This window comes from Thiorhodococcus minor (genome assembly GCF_010820565.1).
Lineage (GTDB): Bacteria > Pseudomonadota > Gammaproteobacteria > Chromatiales > Chromatiaceae > Thiorhodococcus > Thiorhodococcus minor.
In genome coordinates this window covers 116453-137853 of sequence record NZ_JAAIJQ010000001.1, presented here as the reverse complement: position 1 = coordinate 137853, position 21401 = coordinate 116453, and the positions used below count along the sequence as shown (strand labels likewise).

Annotated in this window: 18 protein-coding genes; 5 read left to right on the top strand and 13 right to left on the bottom strand. The window is 61.7% G+C overall.

From position 1 onward, the window contains the following. The first annotated feature begins 3 nt into the window (after positions 1-3). Positions 4-1068 (top strand): hypothetical protein, encoded by a 1065-nt coding sequence (locus G3446_RS00505; protein ID WP_164450429.1) that lies wholly within the window; start codon positions 4-6, stop codon positions 1066-1068. A 2-nt stretch (positions 1069-1070) separates the two neighbouring features. Here G3446_RS00505 and G3446_RS00500 read toward each other — a convergent pair whose 3' ends face one another. Further along, positions 1071-2105 (bottom strand): nuclease-related domain-containing protein, encoded by a 1035-nt coding sequence (locus G3446_RS00500; RefSeq protein ID WP_164450428.1) that lies wholly within the window; start codon positions 2103-2105, stop codon positions 1071-1073. 631 nt (positions 2106-2736) lie between these two features. Between G3446_RS00500 and G3446_RS00495 the strand changes: the two genes are divergently transcribed. Next, positions 2737-4259, top strand: a protein-coding gene (locus G3446_RS00495) for an IS3 family transposase (protein ID WP_425338374.1) whose coding sequence is annotated in 2 segments (ribosomal slippage) — positions 2737-3148 and positions 3148-4259 — 1524 coding nt in all. Because the reading frame shifts where the segments join, the coding sequence is not laid out codon by codon here. A gap of 135 nt (positions 4260-4394) precedes the next feature. Here G3446_RS00495 and G3446_RS00490 read toward each other — a convergent pair. The 4 genes from G3446_RS00490 to mobI all read right to left on the bottom strand — a co-directional run bounded on the left by G3446_RS00490 (position 4395) and on the right by mobI (position 6978). Next, the gene (locus tag G3446_RS00490; protein WP_164450427.1) at positions 4395-5222 is read right to left on the bottom strand and encodes a DUF429 domain-containing protein; all 828 of its coding nucleotides are present in this window, start codon (positions 5220-5222) and stop codon (positions 4395-4397) included. A 17-nt stretch (positions 5223-5239) separates the two neighbouring features. Beyond that, entirely contained in the window at positions 5240-6124 is an 885-nt protein-coding gene (locus G3446_RS00485) for a TIGR02452 family protein (RefSeq protein ID WP_164450426.1), read from the bottom strand. A 52-nt stretch (positions 6125-6176) separates the two neighbouring features. After that, positions 6177-6317, bottom strand: coding sequence for a hypothetical protein (locus tag G3446_RS27415; protein ID WP_167757053.1), 141 nt, complete (start codon positions 6315-6317; stop codon positions 6177-6179). A gap of 166 nt (positions 6318-6483) precedes the next feature. Beyond that, entirely contained in the window at positions 6484-6978 is a 495-nt protein-coding gene (gene mobI, locus G3446_RS00480) for a conjugative transfer protein MobI(A/C) (protein WP_164450425.1), read from the bottom strand. Positions 6979-7792: 814 nt separating this feature from the next. Between mobI and G3446_RS00475 the strand changes: the two genes are divergently transcribed. Beyond that, positions 7793-8164, top strand: a complete 372-nt coding sequence (locus tag G3446_RS00475) for a hypothetical protein (RefSeq protein WP_164450424.1) — start codon at positions 7793-7795, stop codon at positions 8162-8164. 50 nt (positions 8165-8214) lie between these two features. Further along, entirely contained in the window at positions 8215-8937 is a 723-nt protein-coding gene (locus G3446_RS00470; protein WP_164450423.1) for a P-loop NTPase family protein, read from the top strand. A gap of 82 nt (positions 8938-9019) precedes the next feature. Here G3446_RS00470 and G3446_RS00465 read toward each other — a convergent pair whose 3' ends face one another. After that, positions 9020-12121 (bottom strand): UvrD-helicase domain-containing protein, encoded by a 3102-nt coding sequence (locus G3446_RS00465; RefSeq protein ID WP_164450422.1) that lies wholly within the window; start codon positions 12119-12121, stop codon positions 9020-9022. 28 nt (positions 12122-12149) lie between these two features. Next, positions 12150-14924: a PD-(D/E)XK nuclease family protein gene (locus tag G3446_RS00460; RefSeq protein WP_164450421.1), complete on the bottom strand. Its 2775-nt coding sequence runs from the start codon at positions 14922-14924 to the stop codon at positions 12150-12152. A 301-nt stretch (positions 14925-15225) separates the two neighbouring features. Between G3446_RS00460 and G3446_RS00455 the strand changes: the two genes are divergently transcribed. Then, positions 15226-16740 carry a sigma-54 interaction domain-containing protein gene (locus G3446_RS00455; protein WP_164450420.1) on the top strand — a complete coding sequence of 505 codons (1515 nt, stop codon included), beginning with the start codon at positions 15226-15228 and terminating at the stop codon, positions 16738-16740. Positions 16741-16776: 36 nt separating this feature from the next. On the opposite strand, the gene G3446_RS00450 is transcribed toward G3446_RS00455, so the two are convergent. The 6 genes from G3446_RS00450 to G3446_RS00425 are packed head-to-tail and all read right to left on the bottom strand — an operon-like array spanning position 16777 to position 21367. Continuing rightward, positions 16777-17691: a hypothetical protein gene (locus G3446_RS00450; RefSeq protein WP_164450419.1), complete on the bottom strand. Its 915-nt coding sequence runs from the start codon at positions 17689-17691 to the stop codon at positions 16777-16779. Positions 17692-17693: 2 nt separating this feature from the next. Continuing rightward, positions 17694-19388, bottom strand: coding sequence for a DUF3696 domain-containing protein (locus G3446_RS00445; protein ID WP_164450418.1), 1695 nt, complete (start codon positions 19386-19388; stop codon positions 17694-17696). Between the two features lie 10 nt (positions 19389-19398). Then, a complete protein-coding gene (locus G3446_RS00440) occupies positions 19399-19671 on the bottom strand; it encodes a hypothetical protein (RefSeq protein ID WP_164450417.1) in 273 nt (90 codons plus the stop codon). 6 nt (positions 19672-19677) lie between these two features. Continuing rightward, positions 19678-19968, bottom strand: a complete 291-nt coding sequence (locus G3446_RS00435) for a type II toxin-antitoxin system RelE/ParE family toxin (protein WP_164450416.1) — start codon at positions 19966-19968, stop codon at positions 19678-19680. After that, entirely contained in the window at positions 19965-20189 is a 225-nt protein-coding gene (locus tag G3446_RS00430; protein WP_164450415.1) for an addiction module protein, read from the bottom strand. The genes G3446_RS00435 and G3446_RS00430 overlap by 4 nt, the downstream gene beginning before the upstream one ends. A 38-nt stretch (positions 20190-20227) precedes the next feature. Continuing rightward, positions 20228-21367, bottom strand: a complete 1140-nt coding sequence (locus G3446_RS00425; protein ID WP_164450414.1) for a hypothetical protein — start codon at positions 21365-21367, stop codon at positions 20228-20230. Between the last annotated feature and the right edge of the window lie 34 nt (positions 21368-21401).

The window sequence follows — 21401 nt, the reverse complement described above, 5'->3', positions numbered from 1 at the left end:
GAAATGGTTGATCGGACGCAGGCCGATCCGGCTGCGGATCAGGATCAGGTGGCGCGCGCCGCCGCGGTGCTGGAGCGGATCGTGGTGGAGGACTGGCCGGAGGGGCGCTCGCCGCGGCTGCCCATCCTGCTGCTACGGGCCTTGTGCCGCCTGGCAGGACGCCAGACGGAGGCGGTGTCGGAGGGTTGGGGCGTCCTGGAGATCGCGGCCATGATGCAGAGGCTCGGCGCCCCCTGGGGCAATCTGGACGAAGCGGATGTGCGGCAACGCCTCAACAGCCATTGGCGGACCTTGCAGGAGGCCTATTGGCAATCACGGCAGGAGCATGTCCGACGGCGCTTTGCCCATGAAATGCTCGGGCTGCGACCACGGATCGACAAGAGCGACGCGGGCGGAGGACGGGGCAACACGATCCGCTACTTCCTGCGCTTCGAGCCAATGGAGGGACCAGCGCCGAGCATCGTCGAAACACCGACGGCTCATGCCAATCCCGTCCCGAACGCACCCAGCATCCAGTATTACCCGGTCGAGCTACAGGTGCCCCGCCTGCTGCGCTGGATTCCGGAGACAGGACTGCGCTCCCGCAGCCCACTGGGAGGCCTGATCGCCACCCTGCTGACCGGGATCGGGGTGCTGGTCGTCCTCTCGGCCTTGATAACCTTCTATTTGGGGCTGCACAGCGACTCGGCGGGCGCCGCGGTTCAGGCGCTGTTGCAGGCGCTCTTTCTGCTCGGGGTCCTGCGCCTGAGTCTGGGGTGGTGGTGGGACCTGGCGCAGAACAATCTGGCGCGCGCGCCGCTGTGGTGGCAGTCCTTCACGGACTTCGGCGACACCGTGATCGAGCGGCGCTTCGATCCGACCGGGCTCAGCGCATCGCGGCTGCATCTGGTGCGTTATGTGGCGGATTGTCCGCGATGCGGGGCGGAGGGTCAGGGACGCAGCGCGGTCCGCCTGGCCTCGGGGCGACTCGAGTTCTGGGGTCGGATCGTTGGCCGCTGCAGGAATGTGCCCAATGAGCACGTCTGGTCGTTCGATCACGGCACGGGTCAAGGTCGGTTTCTGCGCTGACCTCAGGGCATCGCGGACTTGCCGCAGGCCTGTGTCCGCCGATGGCGGTGCTCGGGGGTATTCGCCATCAGCACAGCGGCGATCGCGAGCTTACAGTCCTCGCTCTCGCGCGAGCCCCCGTCGCGCTCCGTCCATTGGAGGCTGATCCGCGACTCGGTGGCAGCCACTGACACGGTCGATCCGCGCGGCTGAGGCCGCGAACTCAGCTGCGGCGGGGAAACGCTCGTTGGGGAGAGGGCCGATGCCGGGCGCGATGCAAACGCAGCCGGGGCAGGCATCAGCGGCGGCTGGCGACGCAGGGCCGAAACCTCCGGTCCGAGCTGACCCGCCGTCAGCCATAGACCACCCACCAGAACTCCGGCGGCCGCCAACAGCAAGAGCACAGGGGATAGGCGGTCGTCCGCGCCGAAGCGCCGCTCCAGCCCCGTTCGGTGCGCACGCCGCGCGGCGCGGTCGGTGCGGATCGCCCCATCCAGCTGCTGCCACGCCTGGTGCAGGGCATCGGACACGACACCCTCACGATAGGGCTCGAGATCCTCGGCGAGGGTAGCTAGGCGTGAGACGCCCTCCGGCAGTCCTTTGGGAAAGCGTGCCGCATTCGTGAAGACCACGCGCTCGAGAACCGGAACACCCAGCCCGAGCGCCTTGAGCGCTTGGACGTGAGCGAAATTCTGGCGCAAGGGATTCTGAAACGCGTAGCGGCGACGCCCCAGGACCTGCGTCCACGTCGCCTCACCCTTCCGCCCAAAGATCAGCCCCCGATAGGCCTTCGATTCCACCACCAGCAGCCCCGCTGGTGTGAGGGCCAGATGATCGATCTGCGTCCAACCGCCACGCCCATCCGGCAGGATCAGATCATGTCGGACCACGGAAAACAGTTGCTCCAGCACTCGGCCGATGCGTGCCTCACCAGCCGAGCCCCGCATCCTGGGGACGAGACGCTTCAGCGCCAGGACGACCAAGACCAGGGGCAGCAGCCAGACCAGCGGCCGAACGGCCGCCAGCGTGATCAGGGAGAACAGGCTTTGAGCCTCCATGTCGCGTGAGCTCCTTCTTGAAGGGACCGTGAGAGCGATTCCACAACGCCCGTTCGTGGCCGACCGATGATCCTAGCAAAGGGACCAGCACCCGAAGTGAGACCTTCATCACTCCGCCACCCTGAGGTGGACGTGGACGCTTGGTCACAACAGCAAGAAGGCGAGTGGTGACCAGCACCTTCGGAGGGGGTGACGACGATGACGAGGCTCTGCTCGGCCAGGTGGGGGAGGCGACGCCTTCCATGACATCGCCAAGGCAGAGCCGATCGGGCCAATCCTGGCGCGGGAGCTCGGCGACGCGCTGGCTGTGGTCTATCGGAAGGCGGCGGCGCTGGGAAGAGGCGCTGGAGGCACAGGTCCTGGGGGTCTGGCGCCATGTCGCCGCACACCAGTGCCATCCCCCGGTGTCAGGATAGAAGTCGCCTCCCTCTGGGAGGGTGTGTGTGAGGATGGGGGCCTGACAGTCCTGGGGCCTAGCGCCCCTTGGGCGTCGCTGGGAAGGAGCCCGTAGGGCGACTGGACAGCGACGCCCATGGGGCGCGGCGCAAACGCGCCGGCACCGGGACGCACCAAGAGGCGACGGATTTTGAAGACCTACTCGGACGAGCTGAAAGCCAGCCTCCTGACCAAGATGCTCCCTCCCAATCCCGTCAGCGTACCCGTGTTGGCGCGCGAGTACGGGATTCCCCGTGACACCCTCTACGGTTGGCGCCGTCAAGCCGGTGACCCGACGGCGCTGGCGACCACCCCGCCCGGCCCGGTCGGCGTCCTGAGCGGTGCCGAGAAGTTCGCCGCGGTGGTGGAGACGGCCAGCCTCAACGAACTGGAGCTGGGCGCGTACTGTCGGCGCAAAGGGCTCTTTGCCGAGCAGATCGCCGCCTGGCGCACCGCCTGCCAGCACGCCAACGAGCCCCGGCCCACCAGCGCCGAGCGCACCGAACAACGCGCCGAGCGCGAGCAGATCAACCAGTTGTCCAAGGAGTTGCAACGCAAGGACCGGGCGTTGGCGGAGGCCGCCGCCTTGTTGTTGCTCCAAAAAAAAGTCCGGGCGATCTGGGAGGAACCCGTGGACGCTCCCTCTCCCAGGCCCGGCGCGTCCAAGTGAGCGGCTGGATTGGCGAGGCGGTCAGCGCGGGCGCCCGTCTGGAGCGGGCCTGCGCGGCCGTCGGGTTGACCGCCCGCACCGTGCAGCGCTGGCGCCAGGCGGGCGCCATCCAGGGCGATGCCCGTTGCCGCGAGCACCGCGCGCCCGACGCCGTGCGCACCCCGGCCAACCGCCTCACGCCCGCCGAGCGGAGCGCCATCCTGACGGTGGCCAACAAAGCGGAATTCGCCCACCTGTCCCCGCACCAGATCGTCCCGGCGCTGGCCGATCAGGGCCGCTACCTGGCCTCGGAAGCGACCTTCTACCGGGTGCTACGGGCCGCCGATCAACTCGCCCGACGCGGCCAGCCCAAGGCGCCCGCGCGCGCGCGTCCCTCACCACTGACCGCCACCGGCCCCAATCAGGTCTGGAGTTGGGACATCACGTATTTGGCCACCACCGTGAAGGGGATGTTTTTCTATCTCTACCTGATCATGGACGTCTACAGCCGCAAGATCGTCGGCTGGGAGGTCTACCCGAGCGAATCCGCCGAGCAGGCGGCCAGTGTCTTCCGCAAGGCCCATCTGCGCGAAGGCGTGCGCGCCGATGCCCTGGTGCTGCATTCGGACAATGGCGCGCCCATGAAAGGCGCCACCATGCTCGCCACCTTGCAGCGCCTGGGCGTCGTGCCCTCGTTCAGCCGACCCTCGGTGAGCGATGACAACCCCTTCTCGGAGTCGCTATTCAACACCCTCAAGGGCCATCCAGGGTTCCCCGAACAGCCCTTCGCGAGCCTTGATGACGCCCGTACCTGGGTCGACGGATTCGAGCGCTGGTACAACACCGAGCACCTCCACAGCGCCTTGCGCTTCGTCACCCCCGCGCAGCGCCATCGCGGCGAGGATATTGACCGGCTCGCCCGGCGTGATGCCCTCTATCAGGCCGCCAAGGCCCAGCATCCCGAACGCTGGAGCGGCAACACGCGCAACTGGAAGCCCGAAATCACCGTCTTCCTCAACCCTGGAAAACCGACCGCAACGGAGCATCAAAACCAACTGACAGCGACATGACCAATGCGACAACTACCTTGACACTTACCGCCATCGCCTCTGGCTCGGGGATCTGCGGAGCGAGCAAACGAAACGATCTGATGATCGGCCGGTCTTGAGGACGAAGGCTGAGCCGGTCGCGGGACGCTCAGTCCGTTAGACGAAGTCAGCTACCCGGGCATGGGGATCGGCGATCCAGCCTTCGAGTGGATCCAGTGAGGTCGGCTGACCGTAGTCAGCCGCACGCTGGGTCCAGGCCCAGGCAGCCTGGATGGCACAAAGCAAGGCGTCGAGCGCATCGCCCATGGGATCATCGGCAAGAGTCAATGGCGCTTGCACGCGAAGACCGTAAGCAGGCTGAGTAGCACCTTTCAGAATGGCTTGCAGCAGCGCACGACGGGTTCGATCCCGCTCCGGTGTCTGCTGAGCACGGATATCCTGCTTGTAGGAGCGGCGGCCGATCAGTTGGCGGGCGAGCAGACCCGGATAGGCCTCGACGCAGACCCGATCGGGATCGCCGCTCTGCACACCCGGAATCCTCACCCCGGCCCGCAAGAGCCTTGGCGCACCCTCGAAGAACATCAGACCGACCGGGGTGCCGTAGAGCTTCTGCGGACTGATGGCACCGGCGGCGCGATCGGTCGCGCGACGGTGCTCTTTGTCACCAGGTAAGCGCGGCTGGCGATAGGCGTCGAGCGCCTGGCGAAAGCCTGCGCGACCCAGCGACTCGGCCTGGCGCACGTAGCCAGACCAGGTCGTTGGCCAACCGATGTTGCTCACGAAGGTCCGCGACTGACCGAAGGGGAAATCGACGCCGGCGATCCAGGGACCGGGCTGCTGGAGGAACGCCTCGAAGGGCGCGAAGCTGGACCAGGTGCTAAGGGTGCCGGCGCAGAGCTGATCCCCCTCCAGACGGCAGGCCAGACAGGTGATGGGCTTGGTGCATCGGGGCCGACTGGTGAAGTCGATGCCGTAGACCCGCATGCCTGTCTTTGCCGGCGTCAGGTCGCGTCCGCCGTGAAGACCTCGCGGAAGGGGCCGAGGAAGCGCCGCTCCGGGGACCAGTCGGCGATGGCGAAGACGACCTCATTAAAGGCACTGGCGAAGTCCGTCTCCAGGGCCTGGCGGAAATCGCGGGCGGTGCGGACGGGATCGTTGTCGAAGGCCCCGCAGCCCCAGGCGCCGAGCACCAATGTCTCATGACCGAAGGCGCGGGCGATGGCCAGGACGCGATGGATGCGCTGCTGGAGGAGATCCCCAGCCTCGGGCTGGCCGATGGCCGGGGCATAGGGCGCCGCGCAGGTTAGGACGCTCAATGGCCAAGGGGCGTCGAGCGGCGCGCCGTCATCTCGCCGGAAGACTGGCACCTCGGGCGAGTAGATGGCCCAGTCGGTCGAATCGGGCCGCGGACGCCGGGCATGGGCGGCGTACATGGGATCGCCCTCGAGGGTCGCATAGAGGGCGCTGGAGCGGCAGAGCACCTCTTCTTGGGCCAAGGCGCCGTTCAGAAAGCCGCCGCCCGGGTGCACGCCGTTGGCGAAGTTGAGGGCCAGGGGTCTCAATCCGCACTCGACGAGCCGCTCGGCGGCGCCTAGGGTGGTCTCGTTGGTGACCTGGACGCGGGTCTCGGGGACAGGGGCGCGATCTTGCTCCGGAAGCGGATCATCTGAGCACAGACTGCGCTTGGCGGCGCGGGCCGCTTGGACCGCTTCGCGCCAGTCGACACGCGTCCCCTTCCCGTTCAGATAGAACCCTTGCCGGATCGCCTCCACGGCGGAGCGGCCCAGCGCGGCCGCCTGCGCGCGCGGCAGGCGCAGCTCACTCTGGCGTTGCGCGGCCAGCTCGGGTGAATCCAGACAGGGCAGGATCCTGAGCCGTGGTGTCATTGGCGTGCTCGACTCAGACGTCGTCGCCATTCACGAAGGCCTTCGACAGGCGTCAGAGCCAGAGGCTGAGCCCGGCCAGAACGACACAGGCGATGGCGCTGAAGGACACCGGAATCGCGTGTCCCGCCACCATCACCTCGAGGTGCTTGATCACACGCAACAGTTGCGCGATCGACAGGATCCCGAACAGCATGCTCGCGACACGCAACCCGAGTTGTTGAGACGGAGACGACAGATCGATTCCTCCTCCTGATCCGAAGCCAATGACCCGCTGGGCGCATCGGCAAGCAGTTTTGGACTGACTTCCCAGTATAGGCACAGCGTTGTGCAAGCGAGAGCCGCTGGAGGCACCGATTGTTTTAGTCACCCTCCCATCGCCCAAGCGCATCGGACAGATGACGCGCTTGACGACGTAGGATGCCGATCTGGTGCAGCAGGACACGGATCTCAGCGAAGCGCGGCTCATAGATCTCGATCAGCGCCCGCTCCCAGGGCTCGATGCGGCCGAAGGCACGCAGCGAATAGCGGTGCCCTGCCCCGCGTGGGATGTAGTCGGTACGACGCTGGCCCCGTACGCGAAACCATTCGATCAGGAAGACGCCCGGCGCTGCCCGTGCTGCAGATGAGCGACGAACCCGTACCCCGATCGACCCACGCTCCTTGTAGGGATGCGCCTCACGTGCCTGCAGCATCGACTCCATGAAGCGGGTGGCCAACTGGACCGCCTCGGCGTGCAGTTGGTTGAGAAGCCTCAGACAGACCGGCTCGACCGCCGCCAGGGGATTGGCATCATCCGCCTGGTCGCTGTCATCCAGGCCCCAATCGAAAGTCTCGTCTGTCGTCTGCCCGATCATGCACCCTCGCCTTTTCAGCCGTTTTCACCTACCTAACTGGGTGAAACCCAAGCCGTGTTTCACCCCGTTGCCATGCTTCAGCCGATGCCTGGGTTTCACCTCTACCTCAGTGCATGGCCGGTTTCACATTGGCCCAAAGCCTATCGAAACAGCGTGTTACCGGTGAGCCATCCCATCCATGGTTCACCCCGTCCCTCTTAGAGCCAGCCGTTTCACCCGTCAGGCGCGTCGCTGACCGTCTGGGCATCGGCTAGCTGATCGGCGTGGTTTCACGTCCTGCTGGACGCCCAGTGACTCACCCAAAGGAAAATGCCGCCCGAATAGTGACTTGTCTCGACGGGCGAATCCCTCTGTTTCACCCCCGCCGATCCCGTTCCCGGTTTCACCCGCTGTCCAACCAAGAATCCCGCCCTTGAGCCGTGCGCTCGACAGGCATGCCCGACGGACGGGCGAATGGCGGCGTTGAAGACCGTCGTTGCAGGTGGCGCGGAAGAACGCGTGTCCCCGGATCGGAGGGGATCAGCCTAACGAGCGCCCTCGCCCATGTCAGGCCCTAACGGTCCCCGGATGGAGAGACCGTATTGGCCAGACAGAAGGAAAACGGCCCCCTATGATCCAGCGGCATCGCGCGACAGACCCGCGGTGTCACGCCGGGGGCGGAGAGGATCGCGGCGGTCGGCGACGGATGCCCCAAGACGGCCTCGGGACAGGCGGAGTCAGCCTTCGGCCACGGCCATGGTCATTCAGATGTCAGCGCGGGATCCGCCGGGACCACCGCTGACCGCCAGCGACATGCACGACATGAGAGAGCCCCATGCCCACATCCGCCGATCCTGACCAGATCCTGAGCCGTCTCACGGCGATAACGCGCACTCGTCCGACCCGCCCCAGTGCCTTCATCCAGGTCAACATGGCGGCGATCCTGGCGGCCCTGAAGGCTGGCTATACGGGGATCGATCTCTACCGGGCCTTCGTCGACATCGGGCATCCACCGCCCATGAGTCTGCGTCAGTTCCGCCGTTATCTGGCGCGGCTGCGACCACCGGTCTCGGCGACAGCGTCAATGACGCCGACGGCGGAATCCGATCCCGCCGCCCGTCCGCGACCACCCGCACCGAGACGCCCGGCGTCTCCGCCAGCCACCCTGAACTGGGACCCGCTCGCGGATGACGAGGACATTCATTAGCGCGGCCGTCCAAGCCGCTGACCCGGCTCGCTTCATCAAGGAGACCCCCTATGTCGATCCTCTACATCACGCTGCAGGCCAAGGGTGGCGTCGGCAAGAGCTACGTGTCTTCGATCCTCGCCCAGTACCTCCTGGATTCGGGGCAACCGGTGCACTGCATCGATACGGATGCGACCAACCCGACCCTGCTGCGTTATGCACCGCTCAACTGCGACTATCTGCAGCTCGCCGAGGAGCACGTGGTCAATCCGCGCGCCTTCGACCAGCTGGTCGAGCGGCTGGCCTCGGCGGAGGCCGAGACGCCCTTCGTCGTCGATGTCGGCAGCAACGGCTTTCAGCCGCTGATGGCGTACGCGGTTGAGAATGATCTCTTTGCGGTGCTGGAAGGACTGGGGGTGCGGGTAGTGATCAACTCGGTGATCGCCGGCGGCGCCGACACCCTGGAGACCCTGCGCAGCACCAAGCTCGTTCTGGAGCAGACACGGGCGCCGACCCTGGTCTGGCTCAATGGCCATCTGGGCGCCCTGGAGCATCACCAGCGGCCCATCCATGAGCTGGGTCTCTTCGAGCTGCATGCCGCGCGGGTGATCGGCTGGATCACCCTGCACCGCTACACCAGCCACACCTTCGGCCAGGACATCGAGCAGATGCTCAAGCAACGCTGGACCTTCGATGAGGCCATCGCGCAGCTCGGACTGATGCCGCGGATGCGGCTGCGGAAGGTCAAGCAGGAGCTGTGGTCTCAACTGGATGAAGTCTTTCGCGCCGTCTGAGCCCGCGATCTGCAGCAGGCTCCTAAAATCGCCCGTCTTCGTCGGCTCCGCTCAGGCTGCAAGCCGGCCTCACACGGTCAGGTCACGAGTCCACATGGACCATCCCCCCGGAAACGCTGAAGTGAATCAGCGATTCCTTTACCGGTTTTCCGCTTAGCGCTTTCAATGCCTGCGCATAGGCTTGAAGTTGCCCACTATGCTCGCTCGCAAGCCCGAGCCACTCGGATTTTGGCCTTGGGTTGGATTTGTGGTCGATGACCACCCAAGTGTCTGCGAGCTCCAAGGCCAGGTCGATCTGTCCCTCTTGGAGCTTACCGCTCGGCAGATGCCAGCTGAAGGGTAGCTCGCAGTGTAAGCGAGCGCTCGGATAATGCTGGGCAATCCAAGCGCTCAACTCCCGAATCCGGTTCAGAACCTGCCTCGCATTGATGTTGACCCCGTCGTAACCGGAGAGGATGTCTGCAATGTCCTCTTCGCCCAATCCGGGCACGGTCAGCCCCAGCGCCAGTGTGTGATGCAGCGCGGATCCAACCTGTGCCGTGTCGTGCCTGTTGGTTACGTCGATTCTGGTGCCGAAATCACCAACCACTTTGCAATAAGGTTCGTTGCCCGGCTGTTGATCGGACGGCTTCTGGCGATATTCTGGTGCTTGCTCGGGAGGAAAAAGGGGCTCGCTGAGCCAGCGTCTTGGACGTGATGGTCGGGTGCTCTCGTCTGTGCTGCCGCCTAACGTCTCAGCACTATTTTGAACAGTCGTCCCATCTGGAAGCTCAAGAGCAACCCCATCGAGCGGGAACAGCTCGGAGCCCAGCAAATCGAGCCATTTTCCAACGCCTTCCCGTCCCTCATGGGTCAGGATCAGTCGATCCCGGGCGCGTGTCATGCCCACATAGAGCAGCTGAACCGCCTCGTTCCTGGCCTGCGTTTCTGCTTCGGTCCAAGCTGGAGTATCTCTGAGCCGTTGAGTCAAGGGGTCATTGCCACGCTGATCCGGGAAGGGTTGGGGCAAGTAGCGAAGCTCGCGCCCTTTGAGCGGCGCATTCCAATCAAAGGGCTCGGGAGAAGCCAATACGCGCGGACCAAAAACACTCACCTTGAGATCGGCTCCCAGATCGGCGCAGATCACCACCGGCCACTCCAACCCCTTGGCCTTGTGATAGGTGAGGATGCTCACGGCATCTCCAGCACCCGCGGCTTGGGTATCCGCTCCCTGCTGCTCCAATCCGCGCAACCATAGAATCAGGCCGGCGACTGTTGCGGCATGTCCGGATGCCTCGCAACTGGTGCAGTAGTCATCGACGAGCTCTGTGAGACGCGCGATATTGGCCAAGCGCTGCTCCACAAGACGTCGGCCTTCGTTCCACGCGACCAACGTTCGGTGCAAACCCGAGACCTGAATGGCCATCGACAAGGCTTCCACCGGTGTCAGGGTTGCGATTTCGGACCTTGCTTCCGAGAGGCGCGCCAGTGTGGGCGAGGCTCGATCGCTCCATGCGGGTCCGTCACCAGCTGTAATGGCACCAAGCCGGGACGGCAGCCAATCCTCTCCTGGCGTTCCACTTTCTAGGGCAATGATCTCAGCGCTGGCCAAGCTGTCTTTAGGGTCCGCCAATCGTCGCAGGCAGGCCAAGGCGAGCGTCACTTCCGGTGTCTCGAGCAAGCCAGCTCTCTCTTGGGACGTGGGCAAGCCCCGATCGGCACATGCGGCCGCCAAATCCATGGCGTGATCCCCGTTGCGATAGAGCACGGCAATGTCGGAGGCCCGAACTGGCCGCACAGTTTTGGTCACCGGATCCACGATCGTCAGCCCGCTCTCGATCAATTTCTGCAGACCTCCCGCCAACGCAAGGGCACGACTGGGAAGATTCTTCCCTTCCAGGTGCCACCAGCAAAGCGGCTCGTGCGTCAGGGGTGAGGTGACCCTGGGCTCCAGCTCGACTTGACTGGGCCGCAAGAGGTGGGAGAAAGGCTCGACGAAGAGCGCATTGGTCAGGCGCACAAGCTCGGGACGCGAGCGGTAATTGTTCGGCAGATCCTCGCTGATGCCCCCGCCTGTCTCAACGTAGTGCATCACATCCAAGGGCAAGCGCGGATCACTGCCCCTGAACCCGTAGATCGCCTGCTTGGCGTCGCCAACTAGGAGCACATCATTGGCAATGTGGGCAAGCTCCGCGAAGAGGGCCAGCTGGATTGGGCTGGTATCCTGAAACTCGTCCACGACAAGATAGTGCAGGCTTTGCTGCAAACGATCTCGGACAGCAGGTAGCATCAAGGCGCGAAGCGTCAATTGCTCCTGGTCGACGAAATCCACAAGACCGCGCTCGACTTTGAGCTTGGCAAAGGTCTCCATAACCATTCCCGCTGCATCGAACAGCGATCGAATCATCGTCTCCATGTCACGACGAAAACCGGGGCATTCGAGCACGCGCCCACCGTAGGTGATGGCGGGCTCCAGCAACCCTCGCTCCTTTACCCCCGCTTCGAGCTTGCTCGCTCGCACCCACTCCTGCCAGGTAAGGACGGGCTGCCGCAACCAAATTTCGATCTTTTCCAGCGATTTCTGAAACTTACTGGTGGGCTTGGCGACCGTTCTACCAGCAACCAAAGACTGCTCCAAGGCCGCCCGGAGTCCCGTTTCGTCAACAAAATCCTCAGCCGCAGGAAGCTGCGCCATCAGCTCATTAACAGAGCGATCAGCGAATCGCTCCAGATCATCGTCGGAGAAATCGTTGGCGCGCGCCTTTTCGATCAACGCCAAGACTTCGCCTTGCCAGTCGTCCATGGCAAGACGTCGCGCCAGCGCATTGAGCTCAGCTGTTCGACCCGATGACAGAGCCGCATCCAGGGCCACGTTCAGCAGCGCCTGTTGATCCGCCTCTTCCACGACCCTTTGCGTCGGAGAAAGCCCCAGATCAAAACAGCAATCCTCGATCAGTTGACCGCAAACGGCATTCACGGTGCCAATTCGGGCTTCTCGTAGACGTGACGCCAGGTCGGAGCGCCCGCGTTGAAGGAGGCCCTTGCCGATCCGCTCGGCCAGCTCGGCCGCGGCCTTCTTGGTAAAGGTGACGGCAATCAGCCCCTCGGGCTGCAAACGGCCGTCGACCATACGTTCACCGATATCCCGCTCAATGCTGGTCGTCTTTCCGGAGCCGGCTCCGGCATGTCGAAATAGAATAGTCATGCGTTTTGCTCCGAGATATCGCTGTCGTTCAGTCGCGTAGCCCGCCGATCAGGACCCGCCAAGGATCGACTGTCTTGAACCCGGTCTTCTTGGGTGACCATCCTCCTCGACTCCCTGAATCACGCCGCTCAGCCTCGATCTCCAGAACCGGCAAGCCACCGGCGGGAGGTGCCGATTCGGTATCGAACGACGCCGTGGCGGACGTGATCTCGATCCTTCCTTGCGCCAACTGTTCGCGCCGCCAGTGCACCGTCGCCATCAATCGATCCCAGATGCGCTGAGGGGTGATCGAAGGATCTTCGGCGGCGATGACCTTTGCCCCGGGGAAGATCGCACCGCTCGGAGCAAGCAGCGTGGCGGACTTGAGAATGAAGAACCCAAATGCGGACAGCCGTCCGTCCCCTAGCGTCGAAACGAGAGCCGCGTAGGTCGCCAACTGCAGGTAGGTACCATGCTTGAACTCGGCTTCCCGGTCGCGCTGTCCTCCCCATTTCAGATCCACAATGGCCCAGCGAGCGGTTCCATCGTCCGCATCACGCAGCCGGAGCAACAGGTCGAGTCTGCCTTCGAGCTCGGTCTCTCCCCCAGCAATCTCAGGGGCCGGCCGCTCCAGGGATGCCTCCACGCACACCTCTCGCACCTCGGCTTGCTCCAAGTGGTTGAGAAGACGCTCCAGGGCTTCTTGAACCTGCGCTCGAAAGCGCAACCGCTCAGTACGCTGACCGGCACCGGCCAACGGCAGGCCGCTTGTCATGATCAAATCGTCTAAGCGCCGGTCCAGCCAAGCAGACAGGGCTTTCGATGAGGGAGCAGTTCCCCGCCATGGGTTCTCCGTAAACCAGGCTTGCACCACCCGATGGGCCAGATTGCCCTTGAGGCGAGCGTCCAGTGGAACCGGGGCAATGCCGCCTTCGGAGAGTCGGGCCACGTATTTGAGGACATATGCATGAGGCTCGAGGGCAAGGCTCGAGAGTCCCGAATAGGACTCCTTGGCTCGCGGACAAGCGATCGCCTGATTCAGAGTCCACCAGCGTTGAGATGGAGGTAGGCTGAGATCGTCGATCAGCGACAGGTCAGCGCATCCCATGAGGCCCTGCGCGTGTTGATCCTGATCGTTCTCCGCAATCATCAGTCGCTCCTCGAAGGAGACCCATCGGTCGAACGGCAGCAAGCGCTCCAGCCGCAGTCGCAGCAGATCGTCTGACGAGCCACGTGCCAGCAGGGTGAGGCTATCCGTCGTGGCGATGATCGGCCACAACGCACGGCCAAAAGCGGCCTGGCGCAGAGCCTCGCGACCCTGAGCGTCTGGAAAATCCGGAAGCGCCGCGAGCTCCACCGGATCGAACGGCGGTCGGGTTTCAGCACCAACCTCGGGCTCCCACCAGACCAAATGCGCCGGAGGATCCGCGCTCAAGCGGGCGGTCTCGGGTGAAGCGATCATTGAGAGGGCGCCCAGCCGCTGGGTCTGACCGCTGTCCGCGGCCGTCTCGGCCGCCGCGATGTCGAGCAGCCGCCGCAGTTGCTCCCGCGGAATCGCATCCGCGCCCCAAGCGCGCAGTGCGTTGGCAACGGAGTCCGCTCCGCGCGCGGCACTCGGCCACTGCGTCTGCTCAGATGATGAAGCGGAGTCCGCGGCAGCCGATCGTCGGTTCCAGTAATCTCTTACTCGCTCGCACGCTGCGATGGCCAGATCGACCGGCATGGCGTTTCGGTCCCTGGCGGCGCCCACGGGTAGCCACTCAGCAATGGACTTGCGAAGCGTCGCCTCGTTTGTGTTTGGATCCTTGGCCATGCGAGCCTGAACCTCGCCATCGATCAATTCGGCCCATGCGTCCGGGTCGTATCCTGGCTGATCCAGAAAACGCGTCGCGATTCGACCGCGCAGGATTCGATAAGGACCAGCCGGAAGGGTCAGATACTGAAGGAGCACTTCAGCATCTGGCGGCAGCCATTGCAGCTGAAGAAGCAATGGCAAGAGCTGGGTTGGTGGACGCCAGCGGGATTTCTCTCCCAGTCCAGCCGATGGCAGACCGCGAGAGCGGGCGGCGCAATCGAATAGAGCGCCGTCATCACCACAGATCAGAAGGCCACGTTCCTGGGAAGCCATGCTCGCGACCGTCGCGACGGCCGATGCCTGTGGGTCCAGGCATCGAAGGGGCTTCAGCGTGCCGTCGCCATTGAGTGAGAGCGGCCCCGGCTGTTCTGCATCGGCCAGCAGTGCGTGCTGCAACCGGCCGAGGTCTGTCTGCTCAAGGGCGCCGGGCATCAGAGTGTCGGGCTCGACACGGATCACGACACCGGCCGATTCCAGCGCACGAAAGAGTCTTTGCCATGGTGGTGCCCACTGTCGCGTGGGATCCACCAAACGAATCGCCTGGATCGCGGCGGGAATGCGAGCGATGCGCTCGATGACCCGAGAGATCCGCTCGGCCAAGCATGGGCTCAGATCAGTCAGGCTGGCCTCCACCTCGGCGAGTGCAGCGAGTCTACCGGGCGACCCGGACCCCGGCTTGCCGGTCCATCCATGATCGAGCGCGAAGTCCCGCCACCGGAGCAAGGTCTCGGCGGTGGCCAGCGGATCGGCTCGCAGAGACGACGCAAAGAAGGTTGCCGATCCAACGGCCCGCAACGCTTCTTGGTAGCGCACGACGCGCTCGGTGTGCCGCTGCTCGACCGGCGCAATCCCTGCCCAGTACTCGATGAGCCCGAGAAGCCCGGCCGGTCCGACCACGGCCACGCCCAGCTGCGCGCCTATCCTGTTTGGTCTACGTCCGTCGAACCCCAGCCCCGCGAGAATATCCATCAGAAGACCTCCGTCAACGCGATGAGTTTGGCTTGTCGCGCTGAGTAAAGCACTTTCCGGGCCACCATCAGGTAATGATCTTATATAACTGTTTTATAATGATTTTTCTGATTCAAAGCGATACAGGCAAAGGCCTGGATTCCGCCAAGCAGCATTTTGTTTACTGAGCGATAAGGAATATTATGTGTCTTCGCCTGCGACTCCTTGACGGTCCACACCAGGACCAGACCCGCACCTCCGGTGAGACGGCATCAGCCGCATGGTCTTGCCATCGTTTCAGCCCATCAATTGGGAACCACAGATGGATCGAATTCTGGTCAGTTGGATTGGTAGGAAGGATCTGGAAGCACGGACCAGATCGAGAGAGCACGCCGAGGCCCAGGGTCCCGTGCTCTCGACGCTGTTGGCGGAACGCTTTGGGCGGGCGGAACTGATCTACAACTACGAGACGTCCGAGGTTGAGCCCTATCTCGATTGGCTGGGCGAGCAGTGCACCATCCCGTTGAATTCTGCCCACGCACAGCTCACCACGCCCGTTCACTTCGGAGAGATCTATCAAGCCGTCGATGCTTGGTTGACGCAGGTGACGGAGCGCTACCCTGACCACCTGCTATGCATCCTGCTCAGCCCAGGCACGCCCGCCATGCAGGCGGTTTGGATCCTCTTGGGAAAGACGAAATACCCAGCCGTCTTTTTTCAGTCGTCCATCGAGCAAGGTGTCCAGCAAGTCGATATCCCGTTCGATATCTCGGCGGAATTCCTTCCGCAACTGACGGCGCGGAGCAATCGGCAGCTCGGCAAACTGGCCGTCGCCGAGGTCCCGATCGCCGCCGCGTTCGACGACATACTGACCAGGGATCCGGTCATGGAAGGGTTGATCGCGCAGGCCAATATCGTCGCGCGACGCGATGTCCCCGTGCTGATTCAGGGTGAGACCGGAACGGGCAAGGAGCTCTTTGCCACGGCGATCCACAACGCGAGCAACCGCCGCGAGAAGCACTTTGTCGCCGTCAACTGCGGGGCCATTCCACGGGACTTGATCGATGCGAGCTTGTTTGGACACGTCAAGGGCGCGTTCACCGGAGCGGCGGCGGCAAAGCCGGGGTACTTCGAAGCAGCGGATGGCGGAACCCTGTTTCTGGACGAGATTGGTGAGCTACCTCTGGACGCGCAAGTCAGGCTCTTGCGTGTGCTTCAGTCCGGCGACTTCTACCCCGTGGGTGGAGCCACCGCAAAACGGGTCGACGTGCGTGTGATCGCCGCGACGAATCGCAATCTGATGGACGAGGTGACCGCTGGCCGGTTTCGTGAGGATCTGTTCTATCGGATCGCCGTCGGCGTGCTGCGTCTCCCGCCGCTGCGGGATCGGCCAACGGATATCTTGCTGCTTGCCGACTTTCTGCTCGACCGGATCAATCTCGATGCGGCCGGTCAGCCCGGTTTTTCCAAAAAGGCACTGTCAGTCAAAGCCCGGAATGCCATCAAGCAGCATCATTGGCCGGGAAACGTTCGGGAGCTTTACTCGACCTTGCTCCGTGCATCTCTGTGGTCTTTTGGAGAGCGCATCGAGGCGCCCGATATCGATGCCGCGCTGTTTCGGGAGCGAGGCGCTTCCGAGGGAATTCTCGGCCGTCGATTGAACGAAGACTTCGACATTCAATCGGTGCTGGATGAGGTCGTTCAGCATTATGCCGGACGGGCACTTGAGCAGGCCAACAACAATCGGACACAAGCCGCTAAGCTACTTGGGCTTGGCAGCTATCAAACGCTGAACAACTGGATGAATAAACACCAGGTGAAAATTGAGCCAGGATAATTCTTATTGGCTCCAAATCGGAATATTACCCAAACATCAAATCTCAATCTCTACTTCTTCGCAATCAAAGGCAAATTTTTCTCTATCGCAGTATTGGTCCCAACGTTGTAGATATTGATCAATATCCATCAAATTGACGTCATCGTTTTCTCCCTTCTTACCATCGTCCATACCTGTTCCGAATTGAACACCACCAAGTTCCGTTATGATATAACGATTGTGAATTTTCTCGCCTGTATCTTGCTGAGTCAATTTTTTCAGGATCAGCTTTGTGCCAGGTGACAGATGACGAGCAAGCCGGTCACGAAACTCCTGCTCCAAAAAATCCAGCGTAGCACTGGACCCGGTGCAAATTTCCAAACGATGCATTAGCCTGTCGTCCCTACTTCGCATAGCTGCGAAGAACTTTTCCATCGGCCTACGGTGTCTAGGGTTTTCTGGCCCAAAATGAGAATCGACAAATATCGCGACACGACAGCAAGCGAGCATGACCTCAACCGCTGCAGCCATACTGTCTGCATTTCGCGGTACGCAGATACTTCTTTTCACCTGCCAGGATTCGGATTCATAAACTCGCTCCAGGGGCTCGGCTACAATAATCGCCGGAAAGCCAGCTCGGTCTTCTGCCGCAAGTATCGCTCGAAAAGGTTGTCTCGCATGCTCACTTAATGCGTTGTCGATCCATGGCAATGCTCCATCATAAACAGCCGTTTCCCTGCAAGAGGAAGACGAAGTCAGGTGTCCAATCAAGGCTTCTACTCGCGTTCGCTCGACATCACCAGTGTTAGAATTCATCGCCTGAAAGACCAAGCGTCTCCAATTCTTTTTCTTGGGTAGCTGAGCCATGATGCGCGGAGTGCCAAGACCAAACTCCAGGCTCCAGAATCGAAATCGTGCAAGACTGCCCGCATTTGCGACCAGATGCGGCTCGATGGCGTACTCATGAATCATCCTCAGATCAGCTCCTTCATTCGTTCAGGGAAGAATCCCGCTGGCCAGCGATCCTGAAACTCTCCATCTTCGTCGATGCGAAGCGGAGGACTAATGTGTATGCCGGCGCTCCGTGTTTCACAGTAGTAAACCGCCACATCGTCTTTGCTGAGCGATGGCGCCCCAGGCTCCAGCTCCTGATCCGTCGTTTCACGAATCCGGCGCAGCAGGCGGAGCATGAGATGCTCGCTATGGGTTTCGATGAGGAAATTGATCTCCTCTCCCGGAATCTGGTCCTCTCTGTGGAGCTGGTGTGCAAAGAGATCGCCCAGACCGACCTGTACCGCGGGATGCACATGAAGCTCGGGCTGCTCGATGGCAATGAGTCCTTTGCGAGTAGCCTCCGCGGCGACGATGACGGGAATGATCTGAGACAGGCCGACACCGACGTCACTTGGCTCCAGCGCGACACCGGTCTTCACGTCGCGCAGACCGAGCGAGCCTCTCACCGGTAGCTCCTGGTACAGCTCTTCGAGGTCTGGCAGATCGTCCTCGGTGAGTCCTCGTTCAAACAACTGGGCAAATGCGCTCGGTAGCGGTACCTCAAGAAACTCGCGGCGCTCGATCTGATAGCCGGTGTCCAAGCGATTGAGCAGCCAGTCGTTGGTCCGATCGACGAGTGACGACCCTTCCGAGGTATACAGTCGATCCCACGCCGCCAAGCCGTTCGCCCAGCGCGTTTGGTCCGGAGACACGCGGGGCCTGAAGGCGCGGACGGGTATCTGGCGTAGAGGACCGATATAGAGAACATGGGCCAAACAGTCGCGAGCGATGCAGAGCGGCCCTTGGATCAGCTCATTCAGCAGGGCGCGTGCGGCAAGGATCCGGGCCGTTCGTTCTTCCCTCACGGCCTTCTTGATGTCGGGATCTCGAAGACCAAAGCTCACCTCGCCCTTCAGTGACGGCAAGGCCCCGTGGTGAGTCTCCAGGGACACGCGAACCGGGGATTCGAGGTCCGAGCGTTCAACCAGGTCCAGAGACATCTCGGTCGACCAAGCCCTCAGCGCTACCTCCAGCGGGGATGGAGGAAGTGGATCACCCTGTTCGCGCAACGCGTCCGGGTCATACGGATCCAAGGCAGTTTGAAGAAGCGGGTGATCGAAGTTGAGATCCTGCAGCAAAGCCCGATTGGGTGCTGGTGGCGAAACGATGGCGCAGACCGGATCGTCGTTGAGGTCCAGCTCTAGTCGGGAAACATAGGGGGCACGCAGATCCGCGCTCCAGCGCACCTCGAGTCCAACGCCGATGGACTCGACCACGGCCCAGTCTTGGTACTCCTCGCTCTCGCCGATCAAATAGCGCACCAAGAGTTCGCTGAAATCGTGATCGGCCAGATGAAACCCTGAGTTCAAAGGGAGTACTTCGGTCCCCACCGCATCCCCCAGGTCAACCTCTAGCTTGAGCCGGATCGCGGTTCCAAGGTCGTGACCATGCACCAGACTTTTGAAACCGCCAAGATCCAAGGCGCCGCCGCCGATGGTCAGGTCCGGGTCCAGATTGCCACGCTCCAGGATCTCCCGGAGATAGTGCAACGCCTGAAGGATGGTGCTCTTACCGGCGCTATTCGGACCGAACAGGAGCGTGATTGGCTTGAGCTCGATCCGCACCGGGTCGCGGACACCCTTGAAGTTCTCTAGCGTAATCGCTTTGATCCGCATCGCTCTGACCTCACAGGGACCAGTAGTACGTCTTCCACCGCTCCGCCATCAGTCGGCGTCGGGCGGCGAGGAAGTCTTCGTACTCGAGCAGTCCACCACTGAGCAGTGCTTCCGGGATGGCGTTCATGCGGAAGTTCGTGTGCATGGTTTCTATCTCGACGATGCCGCCATAGACGGGCTGCTTGCCTTCGCACTGTCCGGCGAGGGTCTGCATGTACTTGGCTGCCGGGGTGTTGCCGATGGCAATGTCAATCTCCTGCGGGTTGTAGACCAGATTTGCCACCTTGTTTTACTTCCTCTTCTTCCAATATCCTGGCTCGCGATAAAGGTTCATGACCGCGATGATGAATATTCCATCATGCTCTTCGGAATACAGGATCCCATATGGAAATCGCTTGACCAAAGACCGCCTGACATCTCCCTCGAGGACAGCCCAAGCCTTTGGGAAATCGACTGCCCGTTTGATGGCTGCCCGAACTTCCAGTGCGAAGTCATACCCCAAACCAGACTCTACATCTTCGTAATAATCGATTGCCGTATTAAAGTCCTTTTCTGCTTCTGGATGAAAGGAAAAGCTCATTTTTGAAACCTTTCCTGAACCTTATTAAAGACTTCTTCTCCTGGAATGGCTTTTACGTGACCAAATCGAAGCTCAGCAAGACGCCGTTTCGCTTCTTCCGCCCATTTCTTATCAATCTCTGATTCGGGTTGGTTCATGCTACGGAGTAGCGAATCGATCACTCGCGCACGATCTTCCACTGGTAGCGATACCGCTTCATCGATGAGTTGCTTTGTGTTCATGTTTACACTATTAAAGTTGTCCTGGTAGATTCTGAGAGCTAGATCTTCTGTGGCGTAACCTGGCTACCGTTCACCAGCGCCCCAATGATGATCTTACGCATTGATCTAGTTTGCCGATGGGCCTGAATGTCCCCGAGACTTTCCGAGAAGATTGTCTTATCCCAAATGTCGGTGAACAGGATCACGATGCGAGTCGGCTCGTCCCAACGGCATGCGGAATCACCACATCGGATCAGCTGCTCACGAACCTGTCGCATGACGGCTTTCAAGCCATATCTGGGCTTCTTTCCTCTGGCAAAGGCGACAAGCACTTGTCGGCAAGACGCATTGTGATCCGGAGCCGGGATGATGTTAATTGGTCCGTTTGATCCAACCATCGAATCTCGCCCCCACTGCCCTCCCTCAGACGTGATGCCACGCACTACCTCGTCGAAGTCACCGACCTCCCCTATCACGTTGCTGATGCGGCGAAAGATACGTCGAATTGTCTCGGCGGATTCATGGTCCACATCTAGCTCATCGAGCTGCTGATCGAGAATATCTCCACTGGTGTGTGGCATAGGTGGCTCCAAAATCTCTGCTGCTTCAAAGAGGCGCGGGTAGTAAATTGATGTGACGTTGTCGTCGCGTTCCGGTAGCCATGGGAAAAGATATTCGGCCGAGAGATAGCTTCGTAGAGCCATGGTCAGCATGCGCCGATCTGCCCGAGGCATTTCCTCCTTCAAAGGAAGCGCCTTGGAGAGCCATGCAGTCGATATCATGTGGCTGGCGGGCTGAGTGATTTCATTGACTTCATCAAGCATCGACGCCTTACCGACGAAACGCCTGAAGTTGCAAAAAAAATCAAACAGCGCAGTAGCATCTGCGGGGTGATCGTCGTGCTGACCAACCTGATACCAGGGCGATGTTTCGGCTTGGAGGATACGGTTCACCAGATCCCGGTCATTGGCCAACCTTTGGGTCAGGAGGGGAAGTACGCTAGCAAGCACCGGTCGCACATAGACTTCAGCAAACCTGGATGATTGATCTGGCCAAAAATGACGAGCTGCGTGCGACACATCCCGGAATCGTCCAAGAGCCGCAAGTAATCCCTCCAGCGCGAATCCAGCCGTTACACCAGTCGGCTCTCCATCTTCGAAGATCTCGAAGCTGAGCAACGCGGGTGCTTCCAGCGACACCAAAGCCTGCTCGTGGGGACGAAGCAGGCGCTCC

Coding starts and splice junctions, on each gene's coding strand:
- G3446_RS00465 (WP_164450422.1), bottom strand. CDS start 12,121: ATGACTATTCTATTTCGACATGCCGGAGCCGGCTCCGGAAAGACGACC.
- G3446_RS00485 (WP_164450426.1), bottom strand. CDS start 6,124: ATGACACCACGGCTCAGGATCCTGCCCTGTCTGGATTCACCCGAGCTG.
- G3446_RS00490 (WP_164450427.1), bottom strand. CDS start 5,222: ATGCGGGTCTACGGCATCGACTTCACCAGTCGGCCCCGATGCACCAAG.
- G3446_RS00450 (WP_164450419.1), bottom strand. CDS start 17,691: ATGATTCATGAGTACGCCATCGAGCCGCATCTGGTCGCAAATGCGGGC.
- G3446_RS00435 (WP_164450416.1), bottom strand. CDS start 19,968: ATGAGCTTTTCCTTTCATCCAGAAGCAGAAAAGGACTTTAATACGGCA.
- G3446_RS00445 (WP_164450418.1), bottom strand. CDS start 19,388: ATGCGGATCAAAGCGATTACGCTAGAGAACTTCAAGGGTGTCCGCGAC.
- mobI (WP_164450425.1), bottom strand. CDS start 6,978: ATGATCGGGCAGACGACAGACGAGACTTTCGATTGGGGCCTGGATGAC.
- G3446_RS00430 (WP_164450415.1), bottom strand. CDS start 20,189: ATGAACACAAAGCAACTCATCGATGAAGCGGTATCGCTACCAGTGGAA.
- G3446_RS27415 (WP_167757053.1), bottom strand. CDS start 6,317: ATGCTGTTCGGGATCCTGTCGATCGCGCAACTGTTGCGTGTGATCAAG.
- G3446_RS00505 (WP_164450429.1), top strand. CDS start 4: ATGGTTGATCGGACGCAGGCCGATCCGGCTGCGGATCAGGATCAGGTG.
- G3446_RS00455 (WP_164450420.1), top strand. CDS start 15,226: ATGGATCGAATTCTGGTCAGTTGGATTGGTAGGAAGGATCTGGAAGCA.
- G3446_RS00460 (WP_164450421.1), bottom strand. CDS start 14,924: ATGGATATTCTCGCGGGGCTGGGGTTCGACGGACGTAGACCAAACAGG.
- G3446_RS00500 (WP_164450428.1), bottom strand. CDS start 2,105: ATGGAGGCTCAAAGCCTGTTCTCCCTGATCACGCTGGCGGCCGTTCGG.
- G3446_RS00470 (WP_164450423.1), top strand. CDS start 8,215: ATGTCGATCCTCTACATCACGCTGCAGGCCAAGGGTGGCGTCGGCAAG.
- G3446_RS00475 (WP_164450424.1), top strand. CDS start 7,793: ATGCCCACATCCGCCGATCCTGACCAGATCCTGAGCCGTCTCACGGCG.